We start from the raw sequence: 20,763 nt of genomic DNA on the forward strand, positions 1-20,763 counted from the left end.
GTTCAATCAACCAATTGACGCTCAACACTGGAATAGCAATTTAACGGGGAAAGCCGATGTTTTCCCCTTTACTAAGGTAGCAATCAGATGAAATTAAAATCATTGGTGATCATTGTCGCGGCACTCACAGTTAGCGCATGCAGCGGCATACCAGAACAAGAACTCAATACTGATTTCAATAGCAGTGCATGTTGTTCTCAACTCAGCGCGCTACCTATCACTCAATTATCTATTCCATTCCACCAGCAAGTCATCATGGACGGTGATTTACCGACCCTTTCCTCTTCATTGTTAAATGACAATACACAAGCGGATAGCCAACGCTTTCCGACCATCGCGTACCAAATCAGTGGCACGACAGAATCGCTGTCCTTGCTCATTCGTTCATACATTAAAAATGATGCGCTATTCGCACCGTCTATTTATGTCTTTGACAAACAATGGCGACTGCTTGGTCAATACAGTACTAACGACTTCACTTACTACCCGACAACGATGCAAGGGTTAGAAAGAATTGAAGCATCAATTGCACTCGAACCTCAACGAGACAACGCGCAATTTATTGTGGTCAGCGCCGATAGCACTAAGTTAGATAGCGCCATCAATCGAATTCATCCTGAAGATCTGTATTCAGAATCTCAGCAGGTTATTGGCAATAAGCAACTGCCGTTGACTGCGACGTTGAGCTACGTAGGTGTCATTGATGTTACGGCGAGCAAATCAACAAACAGTGCGGTTTTGACTCTATTGGCTGAGCTTGGTGTTTCATCCGACAATGAACCCGAAACCTTAGGTTCAAAGCAAGTTTCTCAACCATCAAATCAGACAATTGAAACCAATCAAAAGGCGCAATGGCTGAATATCCAAAAAGACATTGACCAAGCCCTAAACAACAATGACATCAAACAAGCTGCATTTATTGCTAATCAAGCGGCCGAACAGGGCATACCCGAAGCAAAAGATTATTTATTAAAACAGCTCGCTGAATAGCTGAATAAGCCAACAGAACAATACGCATAACCAACGATTTGATAACGGTCATCACGGCTTAAAAGACCGATGACTTAATAGAATTATTACCCATATTGAACACTTTAAGAGTAGGAATACCATGAAGGCATTTTCAAACATCATCCAAAGACGCGATTGGGAAAACCCACAGTCTGTGAATATCCACTGCCTTAATGCGCACAGCCCATTATCAAGCTACCGCAACCTTAAGCACGCTCGAGACGGCATTGAGTCACAACGTAAATCTCTTAATGGACAATGGAAGTTCAAATACTTTGATGCACCTGAACAAGTTGACGGTGAATTTATCGAAACAAGTTTCAATGACTCACAATGGGACGAGATTACCGTACCATCGAACTGGCAAATGCAAGGCTACGATAAACCTATCTACGCCAACGTAAAATACCCATTTGAAGTGAACCCACCGTTTGTACCGGCAGAAAACCCAACCGGTTGTTACCGCACTCAAATTACGTTGACTAAAAATGACCTAAAGAACACCCAACGTATTATCTTTGATGGCGTCAATTCCGCTTTTCATCTTTGGTGTAATGGCAATTGGGTTGGTTACAGCCAAGATAGCCGCTTACCTGCCGAGTTCGACTTAACTCAGTATCTAACTGTTGGCGACAATACGCTTTCTGTCATGGTGATACGTTGGTGTGATGGTAGCTATTTAGAAGACCAAGATATGTGGTGGCTAAGCGGTATTTTCCGTGATGTGACCTTACTAGCTAAACCAAAGCAGTGCATTGAAGATGTGTTCGTTACGCCGGACTTAGACGCATGCTATCGCGATGGTTCACTGTCTATTGTCACCAAAATTACGGCACCAGACACTTACCAAGTTCAGGTTCAACTGTTTGACGGTGAAAACGCGGTGACTGAACCGCTTATCGATCGCCCTCATAATCGACGAATTGACGAGCGTGGCACCTACGATGATGTGGTATTCCAAACTCTTCATGTTCGAGATCCGAAGAAATGGAGCGCAGAAGTTCCTAACCTTTACCGAATTGTCGTGTCATTGCTTGATAGGCAAGGTAACCACATAGAAAGTGAAGCTTATCACGTTGGATTCCGTAAAGTCGAAATGACAGACGGTCAGCTAAAGCTAAACGGCAAACCGCTATTGATTCGCGGCGTCAACCGTCATGAGCATCACCCAGAGTTGGGGCATGTGATGACAGAAGAAGACATGATCCGCGATATCTGTCTAATGAAGCAGTACAACTTCAATGCTGTGCGCACCGCTCACTACCCTAACCACCCACGATGGTACGAGCTGTGTGACGAATACGGTTTATATGTGTGTGATGAAGCGAACATCGAGACCCATGGCATGCAGCCTATGAATCGCTTGTCTGCGGATCCGCAATGGGCACACGCTTATATGAGTCGCTATACGCAAATGGTCATGCGTGATAAGAACCACCCTTCTATCATCATCTGGTCTTTGGGCAACGAGTCAGGGCACGGCAGCAGCCACAATGCGATGTATGCTTGGTCGAAACAGTACGATCCTTCTCGCCCGGTACAGTATGAAGGCGGTGGTTCAAATACCACAGCGACCGATATCATTGCGCCAATGTACGCACGCGTTAACAGCACTATCGAAGACGATGCCGTTCCAAAATGGTCTATCAAGAAATGGGTTTCTCTGCCTAACGAGCAACGCCCGCTTATTCTTTGTGAATACGCACACGCAATGGGTAACAGTTTGGGTAGCTTTAATGATTACTGGGATGCATTCCGAGAATATCCTCGCCTACAAGGCGGTTTCATCTGGGATTGGGTTGACCAAGGACTAAGCCAATGGGATGAAAACGGTGAACACTTCTGGGCCTACGGTGGAGACTTTGGCGATGTCATCAACGACCGTCAGTTCTGCATCAACGGTTTGATCTTCCCAGATCGCAGCGTACACCCGACCTTGGAAGAGGCGAAATACTGCCAGAGAATGATCAATGTGACGTTAGCAGAGCAAACTGAAGATCAATGCCGCCTAACGGTAACCAATGAAAACCTGTTCCGAGCGACTGACAATGAAATCTTACGCTGGCAATTGCTCGAAAATGGCATCGTGATTCAATCAGGGCAACAAGTCTTATCCGTTGCTGAAGATAGTAAACAAGAGCTGGTAATTGACCTCGCTTTCACACCAAAAGCACAAGCCGAATATCATCTCAACACCGATATTACTCTGACTCATTCAACCAAGTGGGCAGAAGAAGGCCATGTTTGTGCGACGGAGCAATTTGCTTTACGTAACCATGCTGGCTTGCAACTCCCGATCACGGCAAATGCTTTGGCTCCCCAGTTACATCAGCAAGACAATAAAGTGGTCGTGTCTAGCCTAGATGAAACACATCAATGGCAATGGGATACAGAGAGTGGATTGTTGACCCACTGGATCGTTGATGGGCAACCGCAAGTTATCAAGGCACCTGTCGATAACTTCTATCGCGCGCCACTTGATAACGACATTGGTATCAGTGAGATAGACAACATCGACCCAAATGCATGGGCTTGTCGCTGGGAACTTGCAGGCATTGGTCAATGGGAGCGTCAGTGTACAAGTTGTGTCGTGCAAGCGCTCGCAGACTCAGTACAAGTGGCGTCAGTATTCGCCTACCAATTTAATGGCCAAATCCAAGCGATTACCAAATGGCAATACACCTTAAATAACCTAGGCGAAATGAATATCGCGGTTGATGTCAACTTAGCCGATCACTTACCACCGATGCCACGCATTGGTCTTGAGATGGAGCTACCTTTACCACTCGAAACTGCCAATGAAACTCCAGTATCGTGGCTGGGATTAGGTCCTTTTGAAAACTATCCAGACCGTTTGGCTGCTGCTCGATTCGGTTTACACAAACAGACACTGGATCAGATGCATACGCCGTATATATTCCCAACCGATAGCGGGTTACGTTGCGGAACCAAAAACTTGAATGTAGGAAATATCGGGATCGAAGGCGATTTTTCATTCAGTGTGAGTCAGTACAGCCAGCAACAATTAACGGATGCTAAGCATACCAATGACCTGACTCGTGAAGAGAAAATCTATGTACGCGTAGATCACCAACATATGGGTGTTGGTGGTGATGATTCTTGGAGTCCAAGTGTTCACCAAGAGTTTCAACTCACCGACAATCAATATCGTTATCAGGTTACGCTAACAAGCGCATCGTAAGTAGATTCGGACCAAGCGGCTTGCTCTAAGCCACTTGGTTCCCCTATTACTTTGGGTTACCTGTGATTACCTTACTTCACGCGACAACAGCTCACACGACAGCAGTCCACACGCCAATGTGACTCAAAAGCCAAGCTCAAATCTAGAGCTTGGCTTATTATTTTCAAACTAGTCAGCCAATCAAAAATAAACCATCAAACCTCGTCATATTTGATGTTTAATATTTGAATTGCCTAACTATCCGTTGTTAAATGTTCAACCACTAGCACACAGCATTATATTCAGAATAAGAGAGCGGAATGGCTACCATTAAAGATGTTGCGAAGGAAGCAGGCGTATCAATCGCGACCACCTCTCGAGTAATCAACAATGCACCTCACACCAGTGAAACCGCAATTGCGGCGGTAAAAGCCGCTATGGAAAAACTCGGCTATCGCCCAAATGCCAACGCCCGTGCATTGGTCAGCAAATCTTCAAACGCGATTGGTGTACTGGTTAATGATGTTTCTGCCCCGTTCTTCGGCTCGATGATCAAAGCCATTGATACCGTGGCAAGTGAGCAAGAAAAGCAGCTACTGATTGGCAGCGGCTACCATGACGCGACCAAAGAGCGTAATGCGATTAACTTGCTGATCAACAGCCGCTGCGAATCACTCGTGGTTCATAGCAAAGGCATTAGCGACGAAGAATTGGTTAAGCTAGCCAATGAAGTGCCCGGCTTAGTTCTCATCAACCGAATTGTTCCCGATATCGAACACCGCTGTATTGCTCTCGACAACCGCCGCGGCTCTTACATCGCGACTGAGTATTTGATTAAAAACGGCCACAAGCACATTGGCTACATCTGCTCGAGTCACGATATTGAAGATGCTCACGACCGCTTAGGTGGCTATTTGGATGCATTGAAAGATCACGGTATTGAATCGAACGATGAGTACATCGAATATGGTGAACCTGACGAGCTAGGCGGTGAGCAAGCCATGGTTAACTTAATGGCAAAAAACACAGATATCACAGCCATTGCAACGTATAACGACTACATGGCAGCAGGCTGTTTGGCGTTATTACAAGAAAATGGCGTTCGTATTCCAGAAGATATATCAGTTATTGGGTTTGATGACGGCCACATTGCTCGCTTCATCTACCCTCGATTGACCACCATTCGTTACCCAATTCAAGTCATGGCTAATCAAGCGGTTAAGCTCTCTCTGCAACTCGCAAGTAACGAGCCAAAAGAACACACGGAACATAAGCTATTTATGCCAATTTTGGTGCGCAGAGCCTCTGTTCGAAACATTAATTGAGAAAGCTCAGGTTCATAAAGACTAAGTCATTTCGTTCCTCGACACTTTTTACAACAAAGAAAATAGGATTGATTCGATGAGTTATCATTGAGTTAATCTTATTTTTCATTCCCCGCAAATACCCACCTATACTTAACCTGATCCATCTTAATCAAACGGTTACCCGTTGATTTTTTCACCAAGTGTCTAAATCCCTAGTGATCCTTGGTTGTTATTAGGTGAGCAAAGCAGGATAATATCGGGATCGGAATCTCAAGAATTAATCCATTATGACCGAATACCTTTTGTTGTTGGTTGGCACAGTGCTGGTCAATAACTTTGTGCTAGTGAAGTTTTTAGGACTATGTCCATTTATGGGAGTCTCCAAGAAACTGGAGACTGCGATTGGCATGGGCCTCGCGACGACTTTCGTTCTAACGTTAGCGTCGGTCTCTGCATACCTAGTAGAAACCTACATCCTTACCCCTCTGGGTATTGAATACCTGCGTACCATGAGTTTCATCTTGGTTATCGCGGTGGTTGTTCAATTTACGGAAATGGTCGTTCACAAAACCAGCCCGACTCTTTATCGCCTGCTGGGTATCTTTCTGCCTCTTATCACCACCAACTGTGCGGTATTAGGTGTGGCACTTCTGAACATCAATGAAAACCACAACTTCATTCAGTCGATCATCTATGGTTTCGGCGCAGCGGTGGGTTTCTCTCTTGTATTGATCTTATTTGCTGCAATGCGTGAACGTATTGCGGTTGCTGATGTTCCAATGCCATTCAAAGGCGCATCGATTGCGATGATCACAGCAGGCCTAATGTCTCTGGCATTCATGGGCTTTACTGGGTTGGTGAAATAAACATGAGTACCATTTTAATTGCGATCATTGCGCTAGCCGTTTTAGCCGCTGTTTTTGGCGCTATTTTGGGCTTTGCTTCTATCCGTTTTAAAGTTGAAGCTGATCCTATCGTCGATCAAATCGACACCATTTTACCGCAAACTCAATGTGGCCAGTGTGGCTACCCTGGCTGTCGCCCATACGCAGAGGCGATCGCTAACGGAGACAAGATCAACAAATGTCCTCCGGGCGGCCAAGCAACCATTGAGAAGCTAGCAGATTTAATGGGCGTAGAAGTTGAAGACTCCGCTCATGACTTAGATAACAAAGTAAAAACCGTTGCCTTCATTCACGAAGATATGTGTATCGGCTGTACCAAGTGTATTCAAGCCTGCCCTGTTGACGCCATTGTTGGTGGCACCAAGGCACTGCACACAGTAATTAAAGATGAATGTACAGGTTGTGATCTATGTGTCGCACCGTGCCCTACTGACTGTATTGAAATGATTCCAGTGGCAACAACGACTGAAAATTGGAAATGGCAGATGAACATCATCCCTGTTACTGATATCACTAACCAAGCGACTGATGCGACTGCGTCAGAGCCTAAAGCATAGGGTTAGTATGATCTCTTTAATTGAACAAATTCGCACGGGCTCTATTTGGAACTTCCCTGGTGGCGTGCACCCTGCTGAAAACAAGAAACAGTCGAATACTACTGATATCGTCCATGCAAGGCTTCCAGAAGAAATCGTTCTTCCGGTGAAACAGCACATCGGTAAGCCGGGGAACCTATTGGTTGCTGCTGGCGACACTGTGTTAAAAGGTCAGCAACTTACGGCCTTAGACACAGGTTTTACTTTGCCAGTACACGCACCAACATCGGGTGTGATTACCGCTATCGAACCGCGAACTACCGCTCACCCTTCAGGCTTGAGCGAAATATGCGTGGTTATTAAACCTGATGGCCTAGACACTTGGATTGAAAAAAATCCAGTTGAAGATTTTTCGACAAAGACTTCTGACGAACTGCTTGATGTGATTCGCCAAGCTGGTATTTCAGGCATGGGCGGCGCAGGTTTCCCTACGGCTAAGAAGCTTCAATCAGGCTTAGGTCGTACCGACATTTTGATCGTCAACGCTGCGGAATGTGAACCTTACATCACCTCTGATGACAAGTTGCTTCAAGAACATGCCGACGAAGTATTAAAAGGCATCGAAGTGGTTGAACACATTCTTCAACCAAAGCTGACGGTTATCGGCATTGAAGACAACAAACCAGATGCGATAAAAGCACTTGAGATTGCAGCGAAAGACAAAGATATCGTCATTCGCGTTATCCCAACCAAATACCCTTCTGGTGGTGAGAAGCAACTTATCAAGATCCTCACCAACAAAGAGGTTCCAGCTGGCGGCATTCCTGCAGACATTGGTGTTTTGGTTCAGAACGTCGGCTCTCTTTACTCGATTAAGCGAGCGGTAATTGACGGCGAACCTGTGGTTAACCGCGTTGTGACATTAACCGGTAAAACCTTTAAGCAACCTCGTAACGTTTGGGCGCTATTAGGCACACCAGTACATGAGTTACTTGAAGAGTTTGGCTACAAAGCAGATAAAAAACTGCCGCGTTTAATTTTGGGCGGCCCGATGATGGGCTTTACCTTGCCGCATGCCAATGTGCCAATCACCAAAACGTCGAACTGTATTTTGGCGCCAACGCGTCGTGAGATCTCACCAAGCACTTACGAGATGGAATGTATCCGTTGCAGCGCATGTGCTGAAGCTTGCCCTGCGTCTCTACTTCCTCAACAACTGCAATGGCACGCCAAAGCCAACGAGTTGGATAAGTGTGAAGAGCTAAATATTAAAGACTGTATTGAATGTGGTGCATGTGCATTTGTCTGCCCAAGCGAAATCCCTCTTGTTCAGTACTATCGCCAAGCAAAAGCTGAAATCAAAACTCGAAAAGATGAAGCCGCTGCTGCAGAACGCGCCAAGATTCGTTTTGAAGAGAAGAACGCTCGTATGGAGCGTGATAAAGCCGAACGTGAAAACCGCTTTAAAAAAGCCGCAGATAACCGCCGTAAAGATATGAAAACATCCGGCGGTGATGATGCTATTGCTGCTGCGATTGCTCGTGTTAAAGCACAAAAAGCCGCTGCGGATCAGGCTCCGAATGAAGAACCAGCAGTGAAACCTGCGGTTGCTGCCGCTATCGCGAAGGCAAAAGCGAAACAAGCTGCAGCTCAAAAAGCGGAAGGCGCTGAACCAGACAACTCTGAAATGTCTAAACTGCGTGAAGAGCGCAAGCGTCAAGCGAGAGAGCGCAAGGCACAACAAGCAGCAGCCGATACTCCTGCAGAAAGCTCTGGCGACGCCAAGAAAGACGCAGTTGCTGCGGCTATTGCACGTGCTAAAGCCAAGAAAGTTCAACAAGCTGAATCTACTTCCGACGCTCCAGCTGAAAGCTCAGGCGATACGAAGAAAGACGCCGTTGCTGCTGCGATTGCTCGCGCTAAAGCGAAGAAAGCACAGCAAGCGGAATCTGCTTCGGATGCTCCTGTTGAAAGCTCTGGCGATGCTAAGAAAGATGCTGTCGCTGCGGCCATTGCTCGTGCTAAAGCCAAGAAAGCTCAACAAGCTGAATCTGCTGCTGAAGCTCCTGCTGAAAAATCCGGCGATGCCAAGAAAGATGCTGTTACTGCCGCTATCGCTCGTGCTAAAGCCAAAAAAGCCCAGCAAGCGAAGCAAGCAGAAACATCTGAACCAGTGGTTGAAGTTGAAACCGAGACTCAATCGGAGCAAGTCGACCCTAAGAAAGCTGCTGTTGCTGCGGCCATCGCTCGCGCTAAGGCTAAGAAAGCACAGCAAGCGACACAAGAAACAACCGAAGCTCCTGAACCTGCAGTTGAAACTGAAGCTGGAAGTTCTGGCGATGCTAAGAAAGACGCCGTTGCTGCCGCTATAGCCCGTGCTAAAGCAAAAAAAGCACAGCAAGCTAAGCAAGCAGAAACATCTGAACCAGTAGTTGAAGTAGAAACTGATACTCAATCTGAACAGGTCGATCCGAAGAAAGCTGCTGTTGCTGCAGCTATCGCTCGTGCTAAAGCGAAAAAAGCCCAGCAAGAGCTAGATAAAAAGAACAATGAGGAGAAAGAGTAGTGGCCTTCTTTATCGCCAGCTCACCGCACGCGCATAGCCGTAGAAGCACCCCAGATCTAATGAAATGGGTGGCTATTTGTGCATTGCCAGGTCTACTAGCTCAAACCTACTTCTTTGGATGGGGTACCCTCATCCAGTTAGTATTTGCTATTGCACTTGCTGTTACCTTTGAAGCAGCCGTCATGCTATTGAGAAAACGCCCGCCAGTAATGGCACTGCGTGATTACAGTGCTGTTGTAACCGCTTGGCTACTGAGTGTCGCGATTCCCCCACACTCTCCGTGGTGGATCCTCGTCATTGGTATGTTCTTCGCTATTATTATCGCGAAACACTTATACGGCGGCCTAGGGCAGAACCCATTTAACCCTGCGATGGTCGCTTACGTTGTTTTGCTGATTTCATTCCCAGTTCAAATGACCAGTTGGAATGCTCCCGCGAGCCTGACAGCAGAAGCAACAAGCTTTATTGACTCATTCTTGATGATCTTTACTGGCTTCAATAACGAAGGTTTGTCTCTGCAACAAGCACGCCTTGGCATTGATGGCACCACAATGGCGACGCCGCTTGATGCATTCAAAACGGCATTAACGGCAGGCAATACTGCCTCAGAAGCACTATCTCAACCTCAATTTAGTTGGTTAGCTGGCGTAGGCTGGGAGTGGGTAAACCTTGCTTACCTAATCGGCGGTTTAGTGCTGATTAAGCAACGTGTTATTCAATGGTATATCCCTGTGGCTTTCATCGGCAGTCTTACTCTGTTTAGCTTAGTGTTCTTAGTGCTCACTCCTGGTGAAACCGCTTCTCCAACCATTCACCTTCTGTCTGGCGCGACTATGCTTGGTGCATTCTTTATTGCAACCGACCCAGTTTCAGCATCCACGACAGTCAAAGGTCGCTTAGTGTTTGGCGCTCTGATCGGCGGTTTAGTCTTTATCATCCGCAGTTGGGGTGGTTTCCCTGATGGCGTGGCGTTTGCTGTATTGTTAGCCAACATGTGTGTTCCACTGATTGACTACTACACCAAACCTCGCACATACGGTCACTAAGGGAGCGGATACCATGCTAAATGCAATTAAGAAAAACGGCCTTGTACTCGCGATTTTTGCGTGTGCTTCGACGGGTTTGGTCGCGGTAACTCACTACCTGACCAAAGATCAGATCAAACAACAAGAACAGGCTCAGTTACTGTCTGTTCTTAACCAAGTGATCCCACACGATCAGCACGACAACGAGCTGTTTTCGTCTTGTACTTTGGTTCAAGCAGAAGAGCTTGGTACTGAGCAAGCGATGCCGGCTTACATTGCTAAGCTTAATGGTGAGCCTAGCGCGATTGCGATCGAAGCGATTGCACCAGACGGCTACAATGGCGCGATTAAAGTCATTGTTGGAATGAAAACTGACGGTACTATTTTAGGTACTCGCGTGCTTTCTCACCAAGAGACTCCGGGCTTGGGTGATAAGATTGATCTGCGTGTGAGTGATTGGATTCTTTCGTTTGCAGGTAAGCAAGTGACGGATTCTAATCTAGACCGTTGGAAGGTTCGTAAAGACGGTGGTGATTTTGACCAGTTTACTGGCGCTACTATCACGCCAAGAGCAGTCGTGAAGTCAGTCAAACAAGCGGTCCAGTACGTTAACCAAAACAACCAAGCATTGCTTGCTCAACCTCTAAATTGTGGTGGTGAATAATGAGTGACCATAAAACATTGATCAAAAATGGCATGTGGGCCAATAACCCTGCCCTAGTGCAACTTCTTGGGTTATGTCCGCTGCTGGCTGTATCGTCAACAGTCACTAACGCACTTGGGCTAGGCATTGCTACCTTGCTTGTACTGGTCGGCTCAAACGTTTCTGTTTCTTTGGTTCGTAATCATGTGCCAAAAGAAGTACGTATCCCAGTATTCGTAATGATCATTGCCTCGCTAGTAACCTGTGTTCAATTGCTGATGAACGCTTACGCCTATGGGCTTTACCTCTCTTTGGGTATCTTCATCCCGCTGATCGTAACCAACTGCATCATCATTGGTCGTGCGGAAGCCTTCGCTTCAAAAAATGAAGTGCTACCAGCGGCTCAAGATGGTTTCTGGATGGGTCTAGGCATGACATCAGTATTGGTCGTGTTAGGTGCGATGCGTGAGATTATTGGTAACGGGACCCTATTTGATGGCGCAGACCTGCTGCTTGGTGACTGGGCTTCGGTGTTACGAATCCAGATATTCCAATTTGATAACAGCTTCTTGTTAGCCCTGCTTCCACCGGGTGCCTTCATTGGTGTTGGTTTCTTAATTGCTTTGAAAAATATCATCGATAACCAAGCAAAATCTAGACAACCAAAACAAGAAAAACCAGTCATTGAACGCGCTCGCGTTACCAATGCCTAATAAGTTAAATTAGCTTAAACCTCGCTGAGTTAGCTCAACCACTCAGCGGGGGAAATCAGATCTAAACAGTACATATAATAATGACGCTCATAAGAGCGCGTAACCGATGATAAAGCAGAAGCAATCCAAGCTTCATGCCCTAACTATTTGAAAGTAATGTCGCTATGAACAATGTAAAACGAGTAGAAATACTTGAGCGTTTAAGAGAAAACAATCCAAAGCCAGAGACTGAGCTTAACTGGAACAGCCCATTCGAGCTGCTGATTGCCGTTCTATTGTCTGCACAAGCAACCGATGTCAGCGTGAACAAGGCGACGGATAAGCTGTACCCTTTAGCCAACACTCCGCAAGCAATTTTCGACCTAGGTGTTGATGGCTTAAAAGAGTATATCAAGACCATCGGCCTATTTAACTCAAAAGCAGAAAACACCATCAAAACGTGTCGTATGCTGCTTGACCTACATAATGGTGAAGTACCGGAAGATCGCGCTGCATTAGAAGCCCTTCCAGGTGTCGGTCGTAAAACAGCAAACGTAGTGTTAAATACCGCATTCGGTTGGCCAACCATTGCCGTTGATACTCACATCTATCGTGTATCAAACCGCACTAAGCTAGCGATGGGTAAAACCGTCGACGATGTCGAAGCAAAACTACTTAAAGTTATCCCAAAAGAATTCAAACTGGATGTCCACCATTGGCTCATTCTTCATGGACGTTACACCTGTGTCGCACGTAAACCACGCTGTGGCAGCTGTATCATTGAAGACCTCTGTGAATTCAAAGAAAAGAGCGAAGATTAGTCTTTCCGTTCACAACGATTAATCAATACGGCAGCGCTTAAAGCGCTGCTTTTTTGTTGCCACTCTCTAGAAGCCGCCTCTACATCAGTTTTCATTTCTAATTCTGCGTTCCCAAGATAACAGGCATAAAAATCCCGCCTTTATGGCGGGATTCAATTATTTAGCTAAGAAGTCTGTCTTAGATAAACTTCACTTTAGTCACTTCTTTGATAGCAGATAGAACAAATGTTGGTACTGCTGCAATGAAGATTAACGATATTAAGTGATTAAACTCTAGTGCTTCTGTGCTGAATACCAGCTGACCGAAGCTTGTGTAAACAACGCTTAAAGACAAGATAGCCGATACTGCCACCGCACCAAGTAGGTAGTGGTTAGTGAACGGATTCTTACGATAAATCGTTGTAAACGTACGTGCATCGAACAAGCTCCAAAGTTGAGCAAAGATCAGTGTTAAAAACGCAACGGTTTGTGCGTATTGAGCACTGTAACCACCGTCGAGTGCGTAAGAGAATGTCACAAAGCTTAGACCACCTAATGCGAGACCACGAGTTAGGATACGAGCGCCTAGACCATTAGAGAAGAAGCCTTGGTCACGTTTGCCTGGCTTACGCTCCATGAGATCTTTCTCTTCTGGTTCAACACCAAGTGCGAGTGCTGGTAGACCATCAGAAACGAGGTTAACCCATAAAATCATTAGTGGAGTTAGCGGAAGTACTACATCTGGTCCCATGAGTAGGAATGCAAATAGGATTACCGAAACCTCACCCACGTTCGCTGTAAGTGCTTGGCGGATAAACTTACGTAGGTTATCGAAAATTTGACGACCCTGACGTACCGCCTTCACGATAGTACTGAAGTTGTCATCCAACAGGATAAGGTCACCTGAGTCTTTCGCAACAGACGTACCTGTAATACCCATCGCAACACCAATGTCTGCACGACGCAGTGCTGGCGCATCGTTCACGCCGTCACCGGTCATAGAGGCAACTTCATTGTTCTCTTGCTGCGCTTTTACGATACGCAGCTTGTGCTCTGGAGTAACACGGGCAAATACTGCAACCTGAGAACAGATAGACAACAGCTTCTCGTCATCCATTTGGTCAAGCTCAGCACCCGTTACCACTAGATCGTCTTCGCTACGGATGATTCCGATTTCACGAGCAATCGCTGCTGCCGTGACTGCGTGGTCACCGGTAATCATTACCGTACGAACACCAGCGCTATAACAGCTATTTACTGCATCGCGTACTTCTGGGCGTGGTGGATCCATGATGCCATAGATACCCAGGATGCTGACGTCTTTTTCAAGCTCAGGGAAATCTAACTCAAGCTCTTCTTCTTTTAATTCACGGAAACCAACGGCAAGTGTACGCAGAGCATCACCACCAAAGGTTTGGATTGCCGCTTCAAAGTTTAAATGAAGCTCTTGAGACGGTGCGGTATCGAGAGCCAAGTTGCCTGAAACTTCACAGCCAACCGTTGGTACGAAACCACCGTCAACCATGAAGCTGGTTGATTTACCAAGAACAACATCTGGCGCACCTTTCAATGCTAGGAAGTGCTTACCTTGTGGGTCACGAACGATAACAGAAGCCATCTTACGACCAGAATCGAACGGGAACTTCTTAACGATTGAGTAGCCACCCGTTGATAGCATTTCATCTTGTTTAAGACCTGCTTTTGCAGCTGCAACAATTAGTGCACCTTCTGTCGGGTTGCCACGAACCGTCCATTTACCATCAGCATTTACATATTCAGCATCGTTACAAAGCGTTGCAACAACAAGACCTTTCATCATTGCAGGGCTGTTTGTCGCTTCGACATTGTGACCTTTGGTAATGAATTCACCCTTAGGATCAAAACCTTTACCTGACACATCCCAGTAACGACCAGACACATCGTACGCTTTCATCACCTGCATTTGGTTTTGTGTTAGCGTACCGGTTTTATCTGAACAGATAACGGTTGTAGAACCAAGCGTTTCGATTGCTGCTAGCTGTTTAGCCAAAGCATTATTCTTAACCATCTTAGTCGAGCCCATCGTTAATACGATAGTAACCACCGTTGGTAAACCTTCAGGAATAGCGGCAACCGATAAAGAGATACCTGTTGTTAGGATTTCTAACCATGGCATACCGTGGTAAACACCGATAGCACAAACAATAGCAACAACCACAAGAGCAACAACCAATAATGCGAGTGCGATGGTGTCCATACGCTCTTGCATTGGTGTTTTCGTCTCTTCCGTTTGGTTCATCATATCAGCGATGTGACCAACTTCAGTTTGCATACCTGTGCTTGTTACCACAGCAAGGCCTGTACCTGTAGTCACGATTGTTGTCATGAAGCCCATGTTCTTCTGATCGCCAAGACCAAGGGTCTCATCTTCAAGGCGTTCAGACTGCTTATTCACTGGCTCAGATTCACCGGTCAGTGCAGCCTCATCTACCGTCAGACGGTTTGACTCAAGAATACGAACATCAGCAGGCAGAATATCGCCAGTATTAATTTTGATGATGTCACCAGGAACGAGGGTTTTAGCTGGAACACTGATCCATTTACCATCGCGCATCACTTCGGCTTCTGGAGCTGCCATTTCTTTTAGCGCTTCCATCCCTTTCTGAGCTTTAAATTCTTGCCAGAACGCGATACCAGTATTGATAAGGATAATCACTGCAATAGCAATAGCATCAATCGCGTGGCCAGTAGACCAAGAAACGATTGCACCAACAGCTAGAATAAAAATCAGTGGGTTTTTATATTGATGAATATACAGTTCCCACGCAGAAGCTGACTCTTGTGCAGTCAGTTCGTTAGTGCCGTGCTTCTCTAAGCGTGCATCCGCTTCAGAAGTTGATAAACCTGTCGTTTGATCTGCGTTCAGTTCGTTTAAAACATCTGAACTTTGTTGTGTAAACCATTTACTCGTCATTTGAGTACTCCACATCAATGCCTCACGCCGAGGCTAATGTAATAAAATAATACTTATTCTTATGTGATAGAAAAATCGCACAAATCAAAAGTGAATATTTAGTCGATTTGGTGCGCTTGAAAAACTATATAGTAAGGATTGTCTATTTAGCAAAGATCGCAAAAGATACACTTGATACACACTTGACAACTACTTTGAAAACACAACCACATCAAACATCAAACATAAAACAAACAATACAAGCCCAAACTATTGTTTAAAAAAGATAAGCACAAAAAATAGACACCCTTTGCACTTTCGTAAAAACCATTGGTTATCGGCGTATTTTATCGAAAATGCCTTAATAACGAAGTAAAACATCGGAATAACCTTTCTATAAACAGGGAGATGTTGGCGTAATCATAAATTGATAAAATGGAAAGTTAGATGCCAATTGTAAAAACGAAAGGAAATCAGCAACAAGATGGAGATATAAATCACAATTCAATAACCAAGGCCATTACAAAAAAGACCAATACTCAAACTTACTATTTATGCAAAACTTCGAATTAATCAATAGTGACTGACAAATCAAGAAGGCCGTCTACTTTCATTCTCTTGTAATACAAATAAGAAAAATCTAGAGAGGGAGAGTAAGATAGATGATGAGAATAAGAAAATATGACCAAACTCATCATCTCTTTGGTGTTGCTTATGAGCTTGCTCATATATAGTGCTATAAAAGAAACAACCAATAACAAGCTAGGAGCAAATCATGTCAAACGGTCGTATTTTACACACCATGCTACGCGTGGGTGATCTAGACAAGTCTATCGAGTTCTACACCAATGTAATGGGCATGCAGCTATTACGTAAGAACGAAAACAAAGAGTACGAATACACACTGGCTTTCGTTGGCTTTGGCGACGAATCTCAAGGCGCAGTGATTGAGCTGACTTACAACTGGGGCACCACGGAATACGATCTTGGCTCTGCTTTTGGTCACGTTGCTATCGGTGTTGATGACATCTACACAACGTGTGATGCGATTAAAGCAGCTGGCGGCAACGTAACGCGAGAAGCGGGTCCGGTTAAAGGCGGCTCTACACACATTGCGTTCGTTAAAGATCCTGATGGCTACATGATTGAGCTGATTCAGAACAAACAAGCAAGCGCAGGTCTAGAAGGTTAATTCCTTAACCTCTTTGAGAAGTTGAGTTTGAACGCCTGATGAAATAAAAAAGAAGCGAGCACTATGCTCGCTTCTTTTTTATCACTCTCCCCATAATCGATATGCTTCACCAATTATTCTTAACAATCTCATTGATGAAACTTTACATGATAATAATTATTATTTAAATTAACCACCTATTGATTAATGAGGTAATACAATGATTAGCGAATGGGAAAAACACACGTTACTTGCCGATACTGCATTGCAGCTCGACGATCCTGTACGAAGTATTCTTCATTATCAGCAGGCTTTGAACTTAAGTGAAGAAATTACAGAACGCACCGATATTCAAGCCGATGAGCGGTTACTGATCTCGGTGATTTCTTGCCACAATCTTGCTCAATTCTGGCGTTGGGCTGGCGACACTGAATACGAGCTCAAGTATCTTCAACTGGCTTCCGAAAAGGTACTCACACTGATCCCTCAGTGCCCTAATACTCAATGTTCAAGCTTTATCGATTCTATTGGTTGCTGTAAGAAAGCGCTGATCGATTTCATGAAACGCCACCCAAACCCTAAAATTGCCTCTATGGTGGAGAAGATCGATACCGCGACCAACTGTGAAATGATCGCCCGCTTCCGCTTGAACTAAACAAGTTACGTCCAAACAACGACTCCAAATCTAAAACATAAAAAAGCCCGTCATCAAGACGGGCTTTGTCATTTCAAAACAAGCTATTGTTTAGCTTAAACCTGTGTACGACCTAAAGAGATCACAACACGTCGGTTCTTGTCTTTACCAATTGGCGAGTTATTGTCTGCAATCGGACGACGCTTACCATAGCCTTGTACTTGAATACGATCTTCTGGCAAGCCTAGAGATTTGAAGTACTCTCTTAACGATTCCGCTCTGCGCTCTGAAAGGTTTTGGCTAATCCCTTTGCTGTCGACAGAGTCGGTGTACGTTGCCACCAGCACAAGGTCGATGTCTTGATTATAGCGAACGTAATCAGCAATCTGGCTCAGCCTTTTACGCGACGATTTATTCAGCTGATCGCTGTTGCGGTCGTAATGCAAAATAGTGAAAGAGATATCTTCAAAGCTGTAAGGCAGCAGATTAGCAACACAGTCACTGAACACATTGTATTTTTCTTGGAATAGCACTGACGACAACGACACTTCGATACGTTGATCTCGGCTCTGCCACTCTTGGTAGCTGAATGTCGGATAACGCCCTTTCTCCAACTCACTCAAGATGCCCCAAGCTGTTTGACCACCGACATAGCCATCAAATTGTTGGAAGAACTTAATGGTTGTCATGCGATCAGCACTTTCACCCGGACGCCAAGGTGGCGGCATCGAAATCAAGCTGACATTACGCGTAGCACCCATTGGGCGACGCATTTTAAGCTCAAAGTCCAAAATGATTTTTTTACTCGCGCGAGATGAGAACTCAGCATCACCAAAGTTTGGAATTGGGTGAACCAAGCGACATTCTAGTGGCGTGTTGGCCACCATCTCCCATGTCGACTGTTGAGGAGATGCTCCGTAACGCTTTTCTTGCGCCATGACCGATGACGACACAAGTAGCGAAAATAGCATTGAACCTGTTATGAGTTGTTTCTTCATAAAGTGGAGTATCTCTTAAGCAATTCGTTTAACAATGCAGCCAATTGCCGCATTTTTCTCTCACGTTTAAATATGCAATTATCAAGCCGTAATGGGTTAGGTAATTTATGATTTATTGCCCTTCCCTAGTTTTTATCACTGCTATTATCTGCAATAATGCAGCCTTAATCACACTTATTTGGGCTAACATGACTGTAGAAAACGAAGCTCTGACCCTAAAAAAACGCTTTCGCGGCTATTTTCCAGTGGTCATCGACGTGGAAACCGCAGGGTTTAACGCTGAAACCGATGCATTATTAGAAATCTGTGCCATTACATTAAAAATGGATGAGAACGGAGATCTGCACCCTGCATCAACGCTTCATTTTCACATTGAGCCTTTTGAAGGCGCAAATATAGAGCAGGCAGCATTAGACTTTAACGGAATTAAAGACCCATTTAGCCCATTACGTGGTGCTGTGTCGGAACAAGAAGCCCTTAAAGAAATCTACAAGCTAGTGAGAAAAGAACAAAAAGCTTCAGATTGCAGTCGCGCAATCATGGTTGCTCACAACGCTACATTCGATTTGAACTTCGTTAATGCGGCAAGTGAGCGCTGTAAGCTTAAACGCGTCCCTTTCCATCCATTTGCTACTTTTGACACTGCAGCTCTTAGTGGTCTTGCCTACGGTCAAACCGTTTTGGCTAAAGCTTGCCGCACTGCAGGGATGGAATTTGACAACAAAGAAGCACACTCTGCTTTGTATGATACGCAAAAAACCACAGAGTTATTTTGCGGCATTGTAAACAAATGGAAAGCCCTTGGTGGTTGGCCTCTTGTTGACGAAGAATAAAAAATAGAGTCGGTAAACGTTTTTTCGTATTGCCTTCATAAAAAACACAACATCCCGAGAATAATATGAATCCTGTTGTAATTTCAGTTTGCATCATGCTTGTTTTAGCTTTGATGCGTGTAAACGTAGTCGTTGCTCTGACGTTCAGTGCAATTATCGGTGGCGTAGCCTCTGGTATGAGCTTGAACGACGCAGTCGCGGCTTTCGAAAGTGGATTAGGCGGCGGTGCAACGATTGCACTTAGCTACGCTATGCTTGGTACATTCGCTGTAGCTATCTCACGTTCTGGTATCACAGATCTCCTTGCTCAAAGTGTTATCAAACGCATTCACGGCAAAGAGAACAGTGCAGCATCGACTGGTCTTAAATACGGCATGCTTGCGTCGTTGATCTTAGTGACCATGTCTTCGCAAAACGTGATTCCGGTACATATCGCCTTCATCCCAATCTTAATCCCACCTCTACTAGGCGTATTCGCAAAAATGAACCTAGACCGTCGTCTAGTTGCGTGTGTGCTGACTTTTGGTCTGATTACACCTTACATGGTGTTACCGATTGGTTTTGGTGGCATCTTCCTAAACAACATCCTGCTTAAAAACCTTCACGACAATGGTCTTGAAAACGTTGTAGCAAGCCAAGTACCTATGGCAATGTTGTTACCAGCAGCAGGCATGATCTTCGGTCTCCTTACTGCAGTATTCTTTACTTACCGTAAGCCTCGCCAATACAAAGAAACCTCTCACACTGTTGTTTCAACAGAAGTGAAAGAGATCAACAAGAAGCACATCTTAGTTGCAGCGGCGGGTATCGTAGCTGCGCTAACAGTTCAACTGTCGACGGGCTCTATGATCATCGGTGCTCTAGCGGGTTTCATGGTATTTACCTTCGGTGGCGTCATTGCTTGGAAAGAGACACAAGATGTCTTCACCAAGGGCGTTCACATGATGGCAATGATCGGTTTCATCATGATTGCAGCGGCAGGTTTCGCTGCAGTTATGAAGCAAACAGGTGGCGTTGAATCTCTGGTTGAAGCACTTTCAACAAGCATCGGCGACAACAAGCCTCTAGCAGCACTGCTTATGCTCATCGTTGGTCTATTAGTAACAATGGGGATCGGTTCTTCGTTCTCTACGATTCCGATCCTTGCTACCATCTACGTTCCACTAGCAGCAGCATTTGGCTTCTCGCCTATGGCAACAATCGCTCTAGTAGGTACAGCTGCAGCACTTGGTGATGCGGGCTCTCCGGCTTCTGACTCAACATTAGGTCCAACGTCTGGTCTAAATGCTGATGGTCAACACGAGCACGTATGGGAAACCGTAGTTCCAACATTCCTGCACTACAACATCCCACTGATCGTATTCGGTTGGATTGCAGCCATGGTTCTGTAATTAGGTTTGTAGTTAAAGAGCCCTACACTCACTTTTATAAAGACCGCCTCGTGCGGTCTTTTTTGTCTCTGAGATTCATTCTACTCTTCCTTCCGCTCACTCTCATTGAACTAGCGACACCAATCGAGTAGGAGGAGG

Annotated in this window: 16 protein-coding genes; 14 read left to right on the top strand and 2 right to left on the bottom strand. The window is 45.3% G+C overall.

All coding sequences use genetic code 11. The annotated features are described in order from the left end of the window. Positions 1–87 precede the first annotated feature (87 nt). From AB4507_RS06780 to nth, 10 genes are all read left to right on the top strand, one after another. Positions 88–990: a MalM family protein gene (locus AB4507_RS06780; RefSeq protein WP_136978367.1), complete on the top strand. Its 903-nt coding sequence runs from the start codon at positions 88–90 to the stop codon at positions 988–990. Positions 991–1,111: 121 nt separating this feature from the next. Beyond that, complete coding sequence (locus tag AB4507_RS06785) at positions 1,112–4,213, top strand: beta-galactosidase (RefSeq protein ID WP_136978368.1); 3,102 nt, start codon at positions 1,112–1,114, stop codon at positions 4,211–4,213. A gap of 299 nt (positions 4,214–4,512) precedes the next feature. Then, on the top strand, positions 4,513–5,517 hold the full coding sequence (locus AB4507_RS06790; protein ID WP_136978369.1) for a substrate-binding domain-containing protein: 1,005 nt from the start codon (positions 4,513–4,515) through the stop codon (positions 5,515–5,517). Between the two features lie 269 nt (positions 5,518–5,786). Continuing rightward, on the top strand, positions 5,787–6,365 hold the full coding sequence (gene rsxA, locus AB4507_RS06795) for an electron transport complex subunit RsxA (protein ID WP_004734039.1): 579 nt from the start codon (positions 5,787–5,789) through the stop codon (positions 6,363–6,365). Positions 6,366–6,367: 2 nt separating this feature from the next. Beyond that, entirely contained in the window at positions 6,368–6,961 is a 594-nt protein-coding gene (gene rsxB, locus AB4507_RS06800) for an electron transport complex subunit RsxB (RefSeq protein WP_004734040.1), read from the top strand. A gap of 7 nt (positions 6,962–6,968) precedes the next feature. Continuing rightward, on the top strand, positions 6,969–9,506 hold the full coding sequence (rsxC, locus tag AB4507_RS06805) for an electron transport complex subunit RsxC (RefSeq protein ID WP_372182440.1): 2,538 nt from the start codon (positions 6,969–6,971) through the stop codon (positions 9,504–9,506). Then, positions 9,506–10,552: an electron transport complex subunit RsxD gene (rsxD, locus tag AB4507_RS06810; protein WP_017063459.1), complete on the top strand. Its 1,047-nt coding sequence runs from the start codon at positions 9,506–9,508 to the stop codon at positions 10,550–10,552. The genes rsxC and rsxD overlap by 1 nt, the downstream gene beginning before the upstream one ends. A 13-nt stretch (positions 10,553–10,565) precedes the next feature. Continuing rightward, a complete protein-coding gene (rsxG, locus tag AB4507_RS06815) occupies positions 10,566–11,195 on the top strand; it encodes an electron transport complex subunit RsxG (RefSeq protein WP_017061171.1) in 630 nt (209 codons plus the stop codon). Continuing rightward, complete coding sequence (locus AB4507_RS06820) at positions 11,195–11,887, top strand: electron transport complex subunit E (protein WP_012603531.1); 693 nt, start codon at positions 11,195–11,197, stop codon at positions 11,885–11,887. The genes rsxG and AB4507_RS06820 overlap by 1 nt, the downstream gene beginning before the upstream one ends. Before the next feature lie 164 nt (positions 11,888–12,051). Further along, positions 12,052–12,687, top strand: a complete 636-nt coding sequence (nth, locus tag AB4507_RS06825) for an endonuclease III (RefSeq protein WP_017061172.1) — start codon at positions 12,052–12,054, stop codon at positions 12,685–12,687. A gap of 178 nt (positions 12,688–12,865) precedes the next feature. Here nth and AB4507_RS06830 read toward each other — a convergent pair whose 3' ends face one another. Continuing rightward, entirely contained in the window at positions 12,866–15,619 is a 2,754-nt protein-coding gene (locus AB4507_RS06830; RefSeq protein ID WP_372170201.1) for a cation-translocating P-type ATPase, read from the bottom strand. Positions 15,620–16,373: 754 nt separating this feature from the next. Between AB4507_RS06830 and gloA the strand changes: the two genes are divergently transcribed. Next, positions 16,374–16,790, top strand: coding sequence for a lactoylglutathione lyase (gene gloA, locus AB4507_RS06835; RefSeq protein ID WP_004734046.1), 417 nt, complete (start codon positions 16,374–16,376; stop codon positions 16,788–16,790). A 199-nt stretch (positions 16,791–16,989) separates the two neighbouring features. Beyond that, a complete protein-coding gene (locus tag AB4507_RS06840) occupies positions 16,990–17,424 on the top strand; it encodes a DUF2753 domain-containing protein (RefSeq protein ID WP_004734047.1) in 435 nt (144 codons plus the stop codon). 95 nt (positions 17,425–17,519) lie between these two features. On the opposite strand, the gene motY is transcribed toward AB4507_RS06840, so the two are convergent. Continuing rightward, positions 17,520–18,401 (bottom strand): flagellar protein MotY, encoded by an 882-nt coding sequence (motY, locus tag AB4507_RS06845; protein WP_017063457.1) that lies wholly within the window; start codon positions 18,399–18,401, stop codon positions 17,520–17,522. A 188-nt stretch (positions 18,402–18,589) separates the two neighbouring features. Between motY and rnt the strand changes: the two genes are divergently transcribed. Both rnt and AB4507_RS06855 read left to right on the top strand, forming a co-directional pair. Further along, complete coding sequence (rnt, locus tag AB4507_RS06850; protein WP_017061178.1) at positions 18,590–19,234, top strand: ribonuclease T; 645 nt, start codon at positions 18,590–18,592, stop codon at positions 19,232–19,234. 65 nt (positions 19,235–19,299) lie between these two features. Beyond that, a complete protein-coding gene (locus tag AB4507_RS06855) occupies positions 19,300–20,625 on the top strand; it encodes a Na+/H+ antiporter family protein (protein ID WP_029235135.1) in 1,326 nt (441 codons plus the stop codon). Positions 20,626–20,763: the final 138 nt, after the last annotated feature.

It is taken from the genome of Vibrio sp. 10N.222.54.A3 (genome assembly GCF_041474095.1).
Lineage (GTDB): Bacteria > Pseudomonadota > Gammaproteobacteria > Enterobacterales > Vibrionaceae > Vibrio > Vibrio crassostreae_C.